General features: G+C 55.2%; 12 protein-coding genes. 6 read left to right on the top strand and 6 right to left on the bottom strand.

Features of this window, described 5'->3' with window-relative positions; genetic code table 11:
* Positions 1-61 precede the first annotated feature (61 nt).
* Positions 62-1570 (bottom strand): cardiolipin synthase, encoded by a 1509-nt coding sequence (gene cls, locus BN3772_RS22470; RefSeq protein ID WP_042202379.1) that lies wholly within the window; start codon positions 1568-1570, stop codon positions 62-64.
* A gap of 161 nt (positions 1571-1731) precedes the next feature.
* Here cls and BN3772_RS22475 point away from each other — a divergent pair, with 161 nt between their 5' ends.
* Together BN3772_RS22475 and BN3772_RS22480 are read left to right on the top strand one after the other, a co-directional pair.
* Complete coding sequence (locus BN3772_RS22475; protein ID WP_042202380.1) at positions 1732-2667, top strand: TetR/AcrR family transcriptional regulator; 936 nt, start codon at positions 1732-1734, stop codon at positions 2665-2667.
* A gap of 3 nt (positions 2668-2670) precedes the next feature.
* Positions 2671-5808, top strand: a complete 3138-nt coding sequence (locus tag BN3772_RS22480) for an efflux RND transporter permease subunit (RefSeq protein WP_042202382.1) — start codon at positions 2671-2673, stop codon at positions 5806-5808.
* A gap of 158 nt (positions 5809-5966) precedes the next feature.
* Here the strand turns inward: BN3772_RS22480 and BN3772_RS22485 are convergent, their stop codons facing one another.
* Positions 5967-6665: a TorD/DmsD family molecular chaperone gene (locus BN3772_RS22485; protein WP_042202384.1), complete on the bottom strand. Its 699-nt coding sequence runs from the start codon at positions 6663-6665 to the stop codon at positions 5967-5969.
* Positions 6666-6986: 321 nt separating this feature from the next.
* Between BN3772_RS22485 and moaA the strand changes: the two genes are divergently transcribed.
* Complete coding sequence (gene moaA, locus BN3772_RS22490) at positions 6987-7988, top strand: GTP 3',8-cyclase MoaA (protein WP_042202385.1); 1002 nt, start codon at positions 6987-6989, stop codon at positions 7986-7988.
* A gap of 69 nt (positions 7989-8057) precedes the next feature.
* On the opposite strand, the gene BN3772_RS22495 is transcribed toward moaA, so the two are convergent.
* Positions 8058-8669: a LysE/ArgO family amino acid transporter gene (locus BN3772_RS22495; RefSeq protein ID WP_042202387.1), complete on the bottom strand. Its 612-nt coding sequence runs from the start codon at positions 8667-8669 to the stop codon at positions 8058-8060.
* A 232-nt stretch (positions 8670-8901) separates the two neighbouring features.
* Between BN3772_RS22495 and BN3772_RS22500 the strand changes: the two genes are divergently transcribed.
* Genes BN3772_RS22500 through BN3772_RS22510 form a run of 3 tightly spaced genes read left to right on the top strand, consistent with a single transcriptional unit; the run spans position 8902 to position 11835 of the window.
* A complete protein-coding gene (locus BN3772_RS22500) occupies positions 8902-10404 on the top strand; it encodes an aminotransferase-like domain-containing protein (RefSeq protein ID WP_341872589.1) in 1503 nt (500 codons plus the stop codon).
* 59 nt (positions 10405-10463) lie between these two features.
* A complete protein-coding gene (locus tag BN3772_RS22505; protein ID WP_042202388.1) occupies positions 10464-11078 on the top strand; it encodes a TetR/AcrR family transcriptional regulator in 615 nt (204 codons plus the stop codon).
* Between the two features lie 13 nt (positions 11079-11091).
* Positions 11092-11835: an SDR family oxidoreductase gene (locus BN3772_RS22510; RefSeq protein WP_086074712.1), complete on the top strand. Its 744-nt coding sequence runs from the start codon at positions 11092-11094 to the stop codon at positions 11833-11835.
* Here the strand turns inward: BN3772_RS22510 and BN3772_RS22515 are convergent.
* The 3 genes from BN3772_RS22515 to BN3772_RS22525 are packed head-to-tail and all read right to left on the bottom strand — an operon-like array spanning position 11828 to position 15377.
* Positions 11828-12892, bottom strand: a complete 1065-nt coding sequence (locus tag BN3772_RS22515; protein WP_042202391.1) for a sensor histidine kinase — start codon at positions 12890-12892, stop codon at positions 11828-11830. The genes BN3772_RS22510 and BN3772_RS22515 overlap by 8 nt on opposite strands.
* Positions 12893-13570 (bottom strand): response regulator transcription factor, encoded by a 678-nt coding sequence (locus tag BN3772_RS22520; protein ID WP_042202392.1) that lies wholly within the window; start codon positions 13568-13570, stop codon positions 12893-12895. It lies immediately after the preceding gene.
* Entirely contained in the window at positions 13500-15377 is a 1878-nt protein-coding gene (locus BN3772_RS22525) for an ABC transporter ATP-binding protein (protein ID WP_042202393.1), read from the bottom strand. The genes BN3772_RS22520 and BN3772_RS22525 overlap by 71 nt, the downstream gene beginning before the upstream one ends.
* Between the last annotated feature and the right edge of the window lie 124 nt (positions 15378-15501).

Below are 15501 nucleotides of genomic sequence, written 5' to 3' on the forward strand. Positions count from 1 at the left end.
CTTCTTCCGGCGGTTGCTGTATTTGCTTAATAATCCGGTGCAAAAGAAGCCTGCACGGCACTTAGAGCAGCGGTGACATCAGCCGGGCCGCTGATTCGAGCAGCCGCTCAAGCAGCCGCTTGTTCATGAAGGTCTCATGCACAATCTGGCGCGTTGACAGCAGATCACGCTCAAAATCAGCCACAATACGGGCTACGCTCTCGGTCTGGAGCAGCAGTGCATTGACCTCGAAATTCAGATGGAAGCTGCGCATATCCATATTCGCCGTGCCGATCGTGGCAATCTCCCCGTCGATGATGAGCAGCTTGGAGTGAATGAAGCCCTTTTCATACTCATAAATCTTCACACCCGACTCCAGCATAGCCGGAAAATAGGAATGTGAGGCTAGGAACGGCAGCCATTTGTCCGGCTTGGCCGGGAACAGGAGGCGGACATCAAGCCCGGACATGGCGGCTACCCGCAGCGCAGTCAGAATGTCCTCATCCGGAATAAAGTAGGGACTGGCGATCCACACTGATTTTTCCGCAGAAGTGATCATGGAGAAGAAGATATTCTTCAGTGCACGCCGCTCGTTGTCCGGTCCGCTGGCAATGATCTGCACAGCCCCGTCCCCGTTCGTAAACCGCAGCTGCGGCGAGAGGTAATCCTGCTCCAATATGGATTCCCCGGTTGTATGCATCCAGTCCTGCAGAAAAATGATCTGCATCGTCCGTACCGCCTCGCCCCGCAGCAGCATATGGGTATCGCGCCAGAAGCCGTACGTTTTGCTGCGGCTTAAGTATTCATCCCCGACATTAAGACCGCCCATAAAGCCTACATCCCCGTCGATAACGACGATTTTGCGGTGATTGCGGTAGTTGACCCGGCTGGAAAAGAATGAAGTGGAATTGCCGTATGCCGCCACTCTTACCCCTGCATCTGTTAACGCCTTCAGAAAGGCCTTGGAGAGCTGCATGCTGCCTACGGCATCGTACATGAATCTGACAGCCACACCCGCACGGGCCTTCTCAATCAGAATCTGCTGAATCCGCGTGCCGATATGATCCGCACGGAAAATATAATACTCCATATGGATATGATGCTGCGCCTGCCGCAGCTCCAGCAGCAGCGTGCCGAACGTTTCTTCCCCGTTGGTCAGAATCCGCGTCTCCGAGCTGAAGGATACCGGCGTCCGGGCCAGCCTCTGTGACAGCCCAAGCAGCTTTTGGCGGGCGGGATCAAAGATAGACCAGTCCTGGTATGTATGCAGGGCATCGTTCTCAATCCGCTCATAGGCCATCAGGTCGCGCTGCGCTTTTTTGTCATACTTGCGCCGTTTAAATACGTTCTGGCCGAACAGGAAATAAAAGACCAGCCCAAGCCCGGGAATCAGCGCCAGCAGCAGAATCCAGGCCATCGTTGTTGACGGATTGCGGTTCTCCATAAAGATCCCCAGGCCGATCGAAATCACGGTCAGCGTAGAGAAAATACTGATAATCGTACCGGCGGTACTGCCAAAAATACCAAAGCCGAAATAATAAAATGCCAGCAAGGCAGCGATAATAACCAGTGCCTGCAACCCTCTTCTCATAGGCAACCTACTCTCTTGTTCAACCTTACAAAGCTTGATTTCCCCATCTATATATTACCTGAATAATTGCGATTTGTAATGACCGGGAAACTATACTATAATCTTTCTGACCTATGAGTCAAAAATAGAACCAATAAGTCAGAAAGGGGCTCATACTGCTTTTGGCTGATAAAAACACAAACAAACAGGAACTGATTATTAAGACCGCCATGCAGCTGTTCGCGGTAAAAGGCTCTTCCTCCACCTCCATGCAGGAAATCGCTGAGCTGTGCGGGATTTCCAAGGGCAGCCTCTACCTTGTATTTAAGTCTAAAGAGGAGCTGGAACGCAGCATCTATATGCATTGCTTCCGGATGATTCATGATCCGCTGCAGCGGGAAGAGCAGCAGAGCCGCAGCAGCCCGAGGGAGAAGCTGCGCAACCAGGTGGAAATTCTGCTCACTCATGTATACGAGCTGCGCGAGTTTTTGCAGCGGCAATTTCAGGAGGTTTCCGGAAGAAGCGGCGACGAGGTGCCGGAATGGATCCGCAAGGTTAATGCGCCGCTGCTGTTATGGTTCCAGAGCAAGCTGAATACCCTCTACGGTCCGGCAGTCCTGCCTTATACAGGCGATTTATTCCTGTTCGCGGACGGCATGATCCACGCCTATATCCGGCTGATCTTCGGCCAGGAATCGCAGGTAGCGATCTCCCGCATGGCTGATCACCTCGTCGATCTGCTCGACATCGTTGCAGCCGGCCTGTCTGGCGGCCGCCAGGAGCCGCTTATTACCGAATCCGTGCTGGAGAGCTGGATGAGCGGCCAGGAGGACAGCCGCCGCCGCAGCCCGCTTCAGCTTATTAAAGAGATGCGGGCCACGCTCAGCAGTTCTGCTCCTTCCGGTTCCCCTGGAGCAGACGACGGTCTGGAATCACTTGCTATTCTGGAAAGTGAATTTTTGATGCCGGAGCCGCGCAAAGCCATGATCCGGGGGATGATTGCCAATCTGCAGGCTTATCCTGCTGTCCACGGGGAGCTTGAAACATTGCAGAAGCTAGTTTCGCCTTACATTCCCAATCCATGCGGATTTCTACAAGAGAGAGGAGCAGATACGTAACTTATGAAAAGCCTGATAGAATTTTCACTCAAAAACAAATTTGCGGTTTGGCTCCTGACTATCATCATTGTATTCGCCGGCCTCTACAGCGGCCTGACGATGAAGCAGGAGACGCTGCCGAATATCAGTATCCCTTACCTAAGCGTGACCACCATTTATCCCGGTGCAGCCCCTGAGGGTGTAGTAAATGACGTCAGCAAGCCGCTGGAGCAGAAGCTGCGCAATGTGGACGGCGTCAAGACCATTACGTCCTCGTCGCTTGAGAATGCTTCCAGCATCCAGATTGAGTTCGATTACGGGACGAATCTGGATAACGCCACTGCCGCCGTACGGGAAGCCCTTAATGAAGTAACGTTGCCTGAGAACGCCCGGAAGCCGCAGATTTCCCGCTTCAGCCTGAGCTCGCTGCCGGTCATTTCCCTCAGTCTGGCCGGCAACGACTCAGCCGGTCTTGAGGAGCTGACCCGTATTGCCGAGAATGACATCCGGCCGGCACTGGAGGATATCGAGGGTGTCGCCTCCGTGTCGATTGCAGGCCAGTATGTAAAGGAAGTCTCCCTCAAGTTTGACCAGGAGAAGCTGAAGCAATACGGCTTGACCGAAGATACGGTTAAAGGCATTGTCCAGGCCTCATCCCTGCGTGTTCCGCTCGGCCTGTTTGAAATGGAGCAGTCACAAAAAGCGGTTGTAGTAGATGGCAATATCAGCACGGTGGAGGATCTTGAGAATCTGGCCGTGCCGCTTGTTCCTTCTGCAGCGGCCGCCGGTTCGGCCGGAGCTGCGGCTGCTTCCGGTGCAGATGCATTAGGTACTGGTGCCGCAGGTGCTCCCGCCGGACTTCCGTCAGTGAAGCTGGGAGAGCTTGCCTCTGTAGAGATTACCGGCAAGTCGGAATCGATCTCCCGCACGAACGGCAAGGAATCCATCGGCATCCAGATTGTGAAGGCCAATGACGCCAATACGGTTGAGGTTGTAAACAGTGTAAAAGATAAGACAGAGGAGCTTAAACAGCAGTACGGTTCACTCGACCTGACGGTATTGCTCGATCAAGGCAAGCCGATTGAGGATTCTGTGCATACGATGCTGTCCAAGGCTGTGTTCGGTGCTTTGTTCGCCGTCTTAATCATTCTGCTGTTCCTGCGGAATATCCGGTCAACTATTATTTCCATCATCTCCATTCCGCTGTCGCTGCTCATTGCAGTGCTCTGTCTGCGCCAGATGGATATCACGCTTAACATGATGACGCTTGGCGCAATGACCGTCGCAATCGGCAGGGTGGTCGATGACTCCATCGTCGTTATCGAGAACATCTACCGGCGCATGTCGCTGTCCGGGGAGAGGCTGCGCGGCAGGGAGCTGATCAGTGCAGCTACGAGCGAGATGTTCGTGCCGATTATGTCCTCGACAATCGTTACGATCGCAGTGTTCCTGCCGCTTGCTTTTGTCAGCGGGATGGTCGGCGAGCTGTTCCTGCCGTTTGCCCTGACCATGGTCTTCTCATTAATCGCTTCACTGGTTGTAGCAATCACCCTGGTGCCTGCGCTGGCGCACTCGTTGTTCCGGGGCGGCCTCAAGAAGGGGAAGAAAGTCCACGAAGAGAAACCGGGCAGAATGGCTGCCGGCTACCAGAGAATTCTGGACTGGTGTCTCTCTCATAAACTGATTACGTTTGGAGCCGCAGTACTGCTGCTTGCAGGCAGCCTGTTCCTCATTAAACCGATTGGCGTCAGCTTCATGCCTTCCCAGGAGGACAAAAGTGTAATTATGACCTTCTCGCCGAAAGCCGGACAGACGGCTGAGGATGTGCAGGAGCAGGGACTAATGGCCGAGAAATATATTCTCGCCCAGGAGCATGTGACGAACCTGCAATATTCCATCGGGGGCGGCGGTTTTATGGGCATGGGCTCCAACAACTCCGGCCTTTTCTATATCACCTATGACAGCGATACCCCTGAATTTGAGACGGTTAAGGAAGCATTGATTGATAACCTGGCGGTTGAAGTGCCGGATGGCGTGTGGGGCGATATGTCCGGCATGGCCGGCGGCGGGCTTGGCGGCAGCACGCTGACCGTCAATATCTTCGGTGACACGCTGGAGCAATTGAAGCCGGTCGCCGACGAAATTGCCGGTATCGTAAATGCCGACGCTCAAAATTTCAAAGACGGCGATACCAGCCTTTCTGAATCGTATGAGCAGTACACCATCGTTGCCGATCAGGCTAAGCTCAGCTCGCTCGGGCTGACCGCCGGACAGCTTGCCATGAAGCTTAGTCCGGTCAATACCCGGCCGGTGCTGACTGAGGTGTCTGTGGATGGCAAGAACTACAATGTCTACATTGAAGCTGATACAGTAACATACAGCAGCATACAGGAGATGGAAGACGCCCTGCTCACCTCGCCGCTTGGTTTCACGGTGCCGGTTAGCCAGGTCGCAACCATCGAAAAGGGCACCTCGCCGGACTCTATTACCCGTATCGACGGTAAAATGAGTGTCGAGGTCACCGCTGACATTGTCGCCAACGACGTCAACAGCGCCTCCAACAGCCTGAAGGAAAAAGTCGATGCGCTGGATCTGCCGGAAGGAGTCACCGTCTCGTTCGGCGGTGTAACCGAGCAGATCAATGAGACCTTTGGCCAGCTCGGAATCGCCATGGCAGCAGCCGTTGCCATTGTATACTTCGTGCTTGTGGTTACCTTCGGCGGCGGACTGGCACCGTTCGCGATCCTGTTCTCCCTGCCGTTCACCGTTATCGGCGCCCTTGTTGCCCTGCTGCTGGCCGGGGAGACACTGAATGTCTCCGCGCTGATGGGCGCGCTGATGCTGATCGGGATCGTCGTAACCAACGCGATTGTATTGATCGACCGGGTTATCCATAAGGAGAATGAGGGAATGACTACCCGTCAGGCACTGCTTGAGGCCGGCGGCACCCGTCTCCGTCCGATTCTAATGACTGCGCTCGCCACCATAGGTGCCCTGCTTCCGCTGGTCACCGGACTTGAGAACAGCGCCGGTATCATCTCTAAGGGACTAGGTGTGACCGTTATCGGCGGCCTGGTCAGCTCCACCCTGCTGACACTTGTTGTCGTGCCGGTAGTCTATGAATTCCTGATGAAATTCCGTAAGAAGCGGATAGAAGAATAAGCAGCCTGTAAGCCGGCTTCAAAAAAATAAAGAATAACGTTCAAAAGGCGCCTTTCCTCAAACGGAAAGGCGCCTTTTCGGCGTTAACTGTATAATGACAGAAAGCTCAACCGGCATTGCCCGCGTGAGTCGGTCCGATCTGCGGCGTTCCCGCCAGCCTAAGCCATCGTCGATGCACTGCTCTCAAGCGAAGCCTTCCAGGCCCGCAGCATCTGCAGATCTTGCGGCAGGAATTCCTCTAGCATATGGCAGAGACCCAGGTATAACGGGCTGGTGGTTGCTTCCTTCAGCAGGCTGCAGAACTGCGGTATCCACTTCAGCAGATGCTCCTCCAGGAAGCGTTCCTGAATATCCAGCAGCTCCATTGCGCTGCGCACAGAGAAGCTGTTGAACAGCATCCGTTCATGCATAACGGCCATGAATTCCAGTTCAATCGAGATATGGTCATCCGCTTCCCCGCTGCATTTCTTAAACACAATGCCTGCTGAAGCATACAGCTCGGAGAGCTCATTGCAGAATTCCTGCTCCCGGCCGAGCTGGATAGCTTCGCGTGCGGCAAACGGACTTACCGTACAGTCGTTCAACAGCCGCATATACTCGGTCTTTTCCTTCTCACAGATCTCCGGAAGACAAGACGGGGCCTGCCCCCAAAGATAGCGTTTCAGCTCGCGTCCGCCTTCCGTCATCTCTGCAGCAATGCTCATCATCTGCCGGTTCGCTCTCCACTGGGCGACAAGAGACAGAGACGGCTTTCTGCCGTAAAAATCAACCAAGATTTGATATATTAATCCGCGGCTGTCCAGCCAGCGGCTAAACACCTCCGGTACAACAAGTGCTGGAACAGTGGGTATCGTCATTTTGCAAAACCTCCCTATTGGTTTTACCGGATGCATATTCTGAGGCAGCAGACCAGCTGCTGTGCTTCCGGTATCATAGCTGTGTCTTTCGCAAAAGTTCAAATTTTAAGACTTCTGTTTAGGCACCTTTATTATATCGAACATGTAAAGCGCTTTCGGTGAGCATTCTATGACCATTGGGATAAATTGTCGTACTTCTGTCAAATTTAGGCTGTGTCTTTGTGTTAGGCTCACCTATTATTTAGGTTGTCCGTTTATTGACGGGAACAGCCGTAATCTTTAAAATTTAAATTAAAATGCACATAAAGAAGGGAAGAGCCTATGGAACCGCTGACGGACCCTTTTGGACGATTACATGACTATCTCCGCATTTCGGTTACAGACCGCTGCAACCTGCGCTGCATTTATTGTATGCCGGCGGAAGGAATGCAATTCCAGCCGCAGGACGAGATTATGAGCTATGAGGAAATTACTGCTATAGTAGAGGCGCTTGCGCCGCTCGGGCTGCGCAAGGTGCGGCTCACGGGCGGTGAACCGCTGGTCCGTAAAAATCTCGAGCAGCTTATCGCTAGGATTGCCGCCATCCCCGGCATTGATGATATATCGCTTACCACCAACGGCCTGATGCTCCCGGCCAAGGCCAGTCTGCTGAAGCAGGCAGGGCTGTCCCGGGTGAACATCAGCCTGGATTCGCTGAAGCAGGACCGCTTCGCAATGATTACACGCGGCGGTGATGTCGCCAAGGTGCTGCAGGGCATCGAAGCCGCCCATGCGGCGGGCCTCTCCCCGATTAAGCTGAACGTCGTTCTGATGAAGGGGATTAATGACGATGAAATTAAAAATTTTATCTCGCTTACCCTGAACAGTCCGCTTAATGTGAGGTTTATTGAATATATGCCGATCGGCAGCGCAAGTGATTCCTGGCGGCAGGCTTACCTGCCGCTGGAGACGGTCATCGACGCCTGTACGGCGGCTGGCTGGACAACGGAGGAAGCCGAGCTGCCCTCCGGCAACGGCCCTTCCCAGAACCGGCGTGTTACCGGAGCACAGGGAACCTTCGGGCTGATCCATCCGGTCAGCGAGCATTTCTGCGACAACTGCAACCGGCTGAGGCTGACGGCTGACGGCCATATCAAAGCCTGCCTGTACTGGGCTGACGAATACAATGTGCGTCCGCTGGTGCAGGACCCGGCAGCCGTGCAGGATCTTTTCCGCCGGGCGCTTGGAAACAAGCCGCATAATCATGAAATGGCGCTGGCGCTGGAGAAAAAAGCGCAGAGTCACACACCGACAGCCCGGCGCATGTCACAGATTGGCGGTTAACATCTTAACGGGGGTACTCCATATGCCTGTAACGGCTAACTGGAATCCCCCCGTTTTTTTCTGCAAAATCTATAGGCTCCTCCACAGCTGAAGCGCCATATAAACAGCCATAGCCCAGATCAGCAATGCCGATCCCTTGTTCAGCAGCCGCACAGCTCTGCCGGAGGTATCCGCGCGTCCCAGTACTCTTCCGGCTGCTGCCAGACCCAGAAACCACAACCAGGATACGGCAGCCGTTGCAGCGGCAAATCCCCAGCGCTCCATCCCCTCATAGGCCAGAGAGCCCGTACCAATAACACCGATTGTATCAAGAAGGGCGTGCGGATTCAGGAGCGATACCGACAAGGCATAACCGATCTGCCCTCTGGCCGGGAGCTGCCTTGTCTCTGCGGAAGCCGGAGCAGACAGCCAGATCTGACGGCCCATGTAGAGCAGGAACAGTGCGCCTGCCCCGTAGATAACCGGCGTCAGCCAATCCAGTGTAAGCAGCAGCAGCGATACTCCGCCAACCGCAGCTGTGATCAGCAGCGTATCACACACAGCTGCCGTTACGACGACCGGAAGGGTATTGCGGAACCGGGGGTGCAGCGCCCCCTGATTGAATACAAATATATTTTGGACCCCTAACGGCAATATAAGCCCAAAAGCCAGGATGATTCCATGTACAATTGCCTCTGTCATCAATAGGATGCCTCCCTGCCGCCCATATGCCCGGAAATAAGCTTATGCGCCCCGGCCTTAAGCTGCCGGCAACAGATCTAATCGTACACGCTTCTGCTCTGCAGGTAACCATCCAATCCAATGGTATCCCCCCGGCCAAATGAAGCAAGGCCGCCGGAACATGGTATACTCCGTATAACCGGGCCTACACGAATGAACGGAATCCATACCGGACAGTAAAGGAGCCTGCCTCTTGCAACCCAGCCATCCCGCAGACAATCAAGCAGTCAAATCTTCTCCTGAAGCCCTTCAGGAGAAGGAGGACTGGAAGCCCGACCCTAACTCGCCGCTGCCGCTCCACATGCAAATAACATCCTATTTCAGCGCCAGAATCAGCAGCGGAGCCTGGCCTCCCGGCATGAGACTGGCCCCGCAGCGTGAGCTGTGCCGCCGGCTCGGTGTGAACCGCAGCACTTTGGCAACAGCGCTGGGAACACTTGCCTCGCAGGGCCTGATAGAGGGCAGGCGGGGCGGCGGAACCCGCGTTGCCGCTGCTGACGGCAGCAGCAGCGCCAGCTGGAATGATTATCTGGAGGAAGGCACGCACTATCCCAATCTGCCTGCCGTACAAGCTATCAACCGGCTGGAATACGAGCCTGGCCTGATTCGCCTGGGCACCGGTGAACCCGCACCCGAGCTGCTGCCCGGCGCCGCAATGACCCGTGTGCTGGCAGAGCTCGCCGCCCGGACGCTGCCGCCGCTGTCTTATGAGGAGCCGCTCGGCAATGCTCAGCTCCGCACTGCGGTCAGCCGCCAGCTGCTGAAGTATGGTATTCAGGCAGAGCCAGACTCCATCCTGATTACCTCCGGTGCTCTTCAGGGCCTGCAGCTGATCGCTCTGGGCCTCCTGCCGCGCAGCTCGACTATTCTGCTGGAGAAGCCGTCCTACCTGTACTCTATTCATGCCTTTCAGTCTGCAGGAATCAGATTCAGCGGCCTGCCGATGGACCAAGGCGGGATGATGGTCAGCCGGCTGGCAGCAGAGGCCTTGCGGACCAAAGCCGCCATGCTCTACACCATTCCCAGCTTCCACAATCCGACCGGCCTTGTCATGAGCGAAGAACGCAGGCATGAGTTGACAGCAGTGTCCGGGGAGCTTGGACTGCCCATTCTCGAGGACGGCGCTTATCAGGAGCTGTGGCTCGATACCCCGCCCCCGAAGCCGCTGAAGGCGCTGGACCGTGAAGGCAGAGTGCTGCATCTGGGCACTCTTTCCAAAGCGGCAGCTCCGGGTCTGCGCCTCGGCTGGATTGTCGGCCCGCAGCCGGTCATCCGCCGGCTTGCAGATATCAAGATGCAGACTGATTACGGTGCAAGCTCCCTGTCCCAGCTTGCCGCCGCCCGCTGGCTGGAGGGCGGCTACCATGAAGAGCATCTTACCCTGCTGCGCGGCAGGCTGCGCGAACGGCGCGCACTGATGCTGCAGCTGCTTGATGCCCACTTCAGCGGACTCGCCTCTTGGAGCGTTCCGGCCGGCGGCTTCTATATCTGGCTGTCGCTGCACCGTCCGCTGCCGCTGCGCCGTTTGTTCGTAGCAGCACAGCAAGCCAGACTGCTGCTGAACACCGGTGATCTGTACGACCGCGGCGACAGCCGGCATCTCCGGCTCTCATACTCCTTTGCTTCGCCTGAGCAGTTATTCAGCGGACTGCCGGAGCTTGCCGAAATAATAAAACAACTATCAAATGACATATAATAATATTTGTCATTTGATAGTTTTCGTAGTAAGCTGATCTATAGAAGGGAGCTTCAACTGTGAACAAAGCCGGGTCTTTTTTAAGTAAAACTGAAATACTGGATGCTGCCGAGCAGACCCTGCGCAGATTCGGTCCGGATAAGACCTCGGTCACCGATGTCGCCAAGCTGCTGGGAGTGAGCCACGGCACCCTATACAGGCATTTCCCGAGCAAGGCAGCCTTGCGTGAGGCCGTAACTGAAAGATGGCTGGAGGAGCAGATTATTCTTCCACTGGCTGAACTAGCGGAGCCTGAAGAATCGGATTCCCTTGAACAGCTGCGGAAGTATATAACAAGACTGTCCGAGCTTAAAGCGCATCATGCCAAGCAGGATGGAGAGATGTTTAAGATGTACGCCTCGGTCACCGAGGAAGCTTCAGCTCTGATTGAGACACATATCGCCCGCATTATCGGCCAGCTTAGCAGCATCATACGCAGAGGACAGGAAGCTGATCAGCTGTCGCAGGCTGAAAGTGCCTCAACACTTGCCCGGGCACTGTTTTATGCGACTGCCCGGTTTCATCATCCGGCACATGCTTATGAATGGCAGAGCAGCCTGATCGGTCAGGACTTGAAGCAGCTCTGGGAGCTGCTTGCCAGAGGACTAACAGCAGCCGCCAGGCCGCATATCTAAGGAGGAATGGATTATGATTCAGGATCTTCAAGGGAAAGTCGCTATCATTACAGGCGCTTCACGGGGCATTGGAAGGCATGTTGCAGAGAGGCTTGCTGCCCAAGGGGCTGCGGTCATTATCAACTATTCCAGCAGTCCTGAGCTGGCCGAAGAGGCTGTTCAGCGCATTCAGCAGCAGGGCGGCCGGGCAGCGGCTGTCCAGGCGGATGTCAGCAAGCCTGACCAGATTGCCCGGCTGTATCTGGAGGCCAAGAACCTATTCGGCAAAATAGATATTGTAGTTAACAATGCCGGTATTATGATCAACTCGTTAATCGGGGATGCTACTGAGGAACAATTTGATAAACAGTTCGCAATCAATGTTAAGGGTACTTATTTCTCCTGCCAGCAGGCTTTTCTTCATCTGGAGCAGGGCGGAAGGATTATTAATTTCTCCACTTCGGTTAACGGGCAGATTTTCCCGGCTTACAGCATCTACGCCGGTACCAAAGGCGCGGTCGAGCAGTTTACCCGCCAGCTAGCCAAGGAGTTCGGCGTAAAGGGGATCACTATCAATGCCGTGGCTCCCGGTCCGGTTGCAACCGAACTGTTCCTGGAAGGCAAGTCCGAAGCCCAGCTCGAGGGGCTGAAGAAGGCCAATGCCTTCGGCCGTTTAGGAGAGCCTGAGGATATCGCCGGCGCTGTCAGCTTCCTCGCCGGAGAACAATCCGCCTGGATTACCGGACAAACTCTGCGTGTGAACGGCGGCTTCATCTAGGCCGCTGCGGCAGCCGGACCACAAAAGCCGTCCCCTCACCGGGGCGGCTTGTTACCGTTACAGTGCCAGCGTGCAGCTCGACTATTTTCTTCACCAGCGGCAGACCCAGGCCGCTCCCCCCTCCATTGGCGCTGCGTGCTTTATCCACCTTGTAGAAGCGTTCAAAAATCCGCGGAAGCTCCTCCTCCGCAATCCCGATCCCGCTGTCACGCAGCTCTATTTCAACCCCCTGCTCCACCGGCCGCAGCCGAACATAGATCCGGCCGCCCGGCGGAGTAAACTTGATGCTGTTATGCAGCAGATTGGTCCATACCTGGCTCATCAGATCCTGTACAGCAACGACCATGCTCTCTTCAAGGTCTGCCTCCACTTCGATATCCTTCTCCAGCCACTGCGGCTCGGCAGCCAGGATCATCTCGCGCAGCTGCCTGTCCAGCCGGTAAGGCTGTGCTTCAAACGGAAAGCTTCCCGCCTCCAGCGCCGACAGCTTGAGCAGATTGTCACTGAGCCCCGACAGCCGGCTGCTCTCCGCCTCGATAATATCCAGATAATGCAGCCTCGACTCCGTGCTTAAGCCTTCGCTGCGCAGGGCCCGGGCGAAGCCGCGGATCGAGGTCAGCGGTGACTGGATCTCATGCGACACATTAGAGATAAAATCCTGGCGCATCGTTTCCATCCGGCTGAGCTCGCTGGCCATTTCATTAATCCCCTCTACAATACTGCCGAACTGCCCGTAGCGCCGGCTGTTTTCAATCTCCACCTTGAAATTCCCCTGGGCAATTTGCCGCATTGCGCTAATAATCGGAATGTAAAAGGTTCGTTCATCGCCTCTCAGCCGGCCGACCAGCGCTGAGGCCGCGGCCAGCAGAAACAGAATGAAGAACTGCAGCACCATCGTCAGCAGCTGGGATGTATATGGCGTAAGGGACCAGCCAAAGCGCTTTTCGAGCAGCTTTAACCCAAAGTACCCTCCGTTCCAGGATAGATAGAAGCCTGTAATTACCACGATAATTCCCGCTGCCGCTTTTAAAACATCGCCGGCTCTGCCCCTGTCCATCTAGTTATCCACCTCCAGGCGGTAGCCCAGCCCGCGGATTGTGCGGATGTTGAACGCATACTGTTCCCGGGGAAACCGCTCACGCAGCCGCCCTACGTGCACATCCAGTGTCCGCTCGTTCCCCTCATAGTCGTACCCCCAAATCTCCTCAATAAGCCGGTCACGCATCAATGTCTGTCCGGGATAGCTCGCCAGCTTGAACAGCAGCTCAAATTCCTTGAGCGGCAGGGTCAGCCCGCCGAGCTCCGAGGAGACCTCATACGTTTTGCGGTTCATCCGCAGACGGCCGACCGTGACGCTTTGCGCAGCGGAAATCTGGTAGCGTTTCAGCAGTGCTTTTACCCTGGCAATCAGCACCGGCGGCTCAAACGGCTTCACCAGATAATCATCTGTACCGAGCTCGAATCCTTTAACAATCTGCGCAGTTTCTCCCTTGGCCGTCAGCATCAGAATCGGGATATCGTAGCTCCTGCGCAGCTCGCGGCACAGCTCCCAGCCGTCCATCCGGGGCATCATCACATCAATAATCGCCAGATCCGCACCGATATCCTCCATTAGCCGCAGCGCCTCCACCCCATCTGAAGCACTGTACACCTCATCCAGCCCCTCAGCCTTCAAAAAGACCTCCACCAATTCGCGGATGTGCGGATCGTCGTCCGCCACCAGAATTTTGGCCATATTCAAAAGGCACCTCCTTTTCCTCTGCCCGGCCGCTCCCCGGCTCCGGTACATTCATCTGCAGCTGCTGCTCGGCAAACTGCCGGTACAGCTCATGATTCTGCAGCAGCTCTTCATGTGAGCCTTTTCCGGTTACCCGGCCTTTTTCCATAAAAACAATCTGATCCGCGTTCACAACCGTCGCCAGCCGGTGCGCAATAACAATCGTCGTCCGCCCCTTCATCAGGTTAGACAGCGCCTTCTGGACGACTGCTTCCGACTGGCTGTCAAGACTTGCGGTCGCTTCATCCAGCATCAGAATCTGCGGGTTACGCAGCAGCGCCCGGGCAATGGCAATCCGCTGGCGCTGTCCGCCGGACAGCTTCACACCACGTTCTCCGACATCCGTCTGATACCCGTCCGGCAGCTCTTCTATGAACTTGTCAGCATAGGCCATCTCTGCCGAACGCCGCATTTCCGCTTCAGTGACCTCCCGGTCCAGCCCGTAGCCGAGATTATCGGCAATTGTGCCGGCGAGCAGCGGACTCTCCTGTGATACGTAGCCGATCAGCCTCCGCCAGGAGCGCAGTGAAAAGGTGGATACCGGCTTAGCGCCCAGCTTAATTTCACCCTCATCAGGCTGATAGAAGCGTTCCAGCAACGAGAAAAGAGTCGTTTTGCCGCCGCCGCTCGGACCGACAATTGCGGTTACCTGACCCGGCTGCATCGTAAAGCTGACATTGTTCAGCACCGGCCCGCCTGTGTTATATCCGAAGCTCAGATTTTGGAGTGCAATAGGCGCAGCCGCCTGAATGGCTTCTTCTGCCCCTTCATATACCTCCTCTTCTGCAGCCAGTGTTTCAATGATCCGTTCCGAAGCGCCCTTGGCTTTCTGGATCTGGGTGAAGAATTGCGTAAGCTGGGTCAGCGGCATAACAATCTGAATCAGATAGAGGATAAAAGCGACAAGTTCACCTGCAGTTAACGCGCCTGATGATACCTGCATCCCCCCGTAGCCGATAATCACCACCAGCAGCATCATGAATACGAAGGAGACGAGCGGACTGATCATGGCACTGATTTTACCTTCACGTATGCCAAAAGAGAGCAGATTCATAATGCCGGTCCGTCCGGCCTTATATTCCTTTTCCTCCGCCCCGGAAGCCTTCACCAGCCTGATTTCAGACAGCACCCCGCTTAGCGTAGCGGTAAAAGAAGCGGTTTCGTCCTGTGTTCCCTTGGATATTTTGTACATCTGCCGGCCCAGCGGCACAAGGATAAGCGCAGATAACGGGAGTACTGTGAACAGTACCAGTGTCATTTTCCAGTTCAGATACAACAAAACCGAAATCGAGCCGACAATTGAAATGACGCCGGTGAACAGGCTGGCCAGATGCTCTGATATAAGTGTCTTGAGAATCCCGGTATCATTGGTCATCCGGCTGACGCTTTCGCCGGTGCGGTTATCGTTGAAATAAGACACGGGCAGCACCAGGAATTTACGCCACAGCCGGTCACGCAGCGCCGCTACCGTCTTTTGCCCCACGTAATTCAGCAGGTAAATCGAGATGCCGCCGGCAATTGTCTGGGCGATGAACGCGCCGGCAATCCCGGCAATCTGCAGCCTGCTGATGGAGGCGAGGGAGAAGCCGTCGACCAGATTTTTGGTGAACATGGGAATGACAAGCCCTACCAGGGTGGAAACCATACTCAGCAGAACGGCAACTGTAAGAAGCCCGTAGGAAGGTTTGGTCTGATGCAGCAGCTTCAGGAACGGCTTCATTGCCGCACCCTGCCGCTCCTTCCGGGGCTGTTTATTCTTAGTCATGGGAATACCTCTTTTCTTGGCGGATTAAATTTCTGGATCTTAAGTCTTGTGTTTATGTTCTCCGCCTTAGTCCTTATCATATTGCTGCAATTTAAACTGAAATTAAACGGGGCCCGGGAAAAGT

The sequence above is a fragment of the Paenibacillus camerounensis genome (genome assembly GCF_000723885.1).
Lineage (GTDB): Bacteria > Bacillota > Bacilli > Paenibacillales > Paenibacillaceae > Paenibacillus_AQ > Paenibacillus_AQ camerounensis.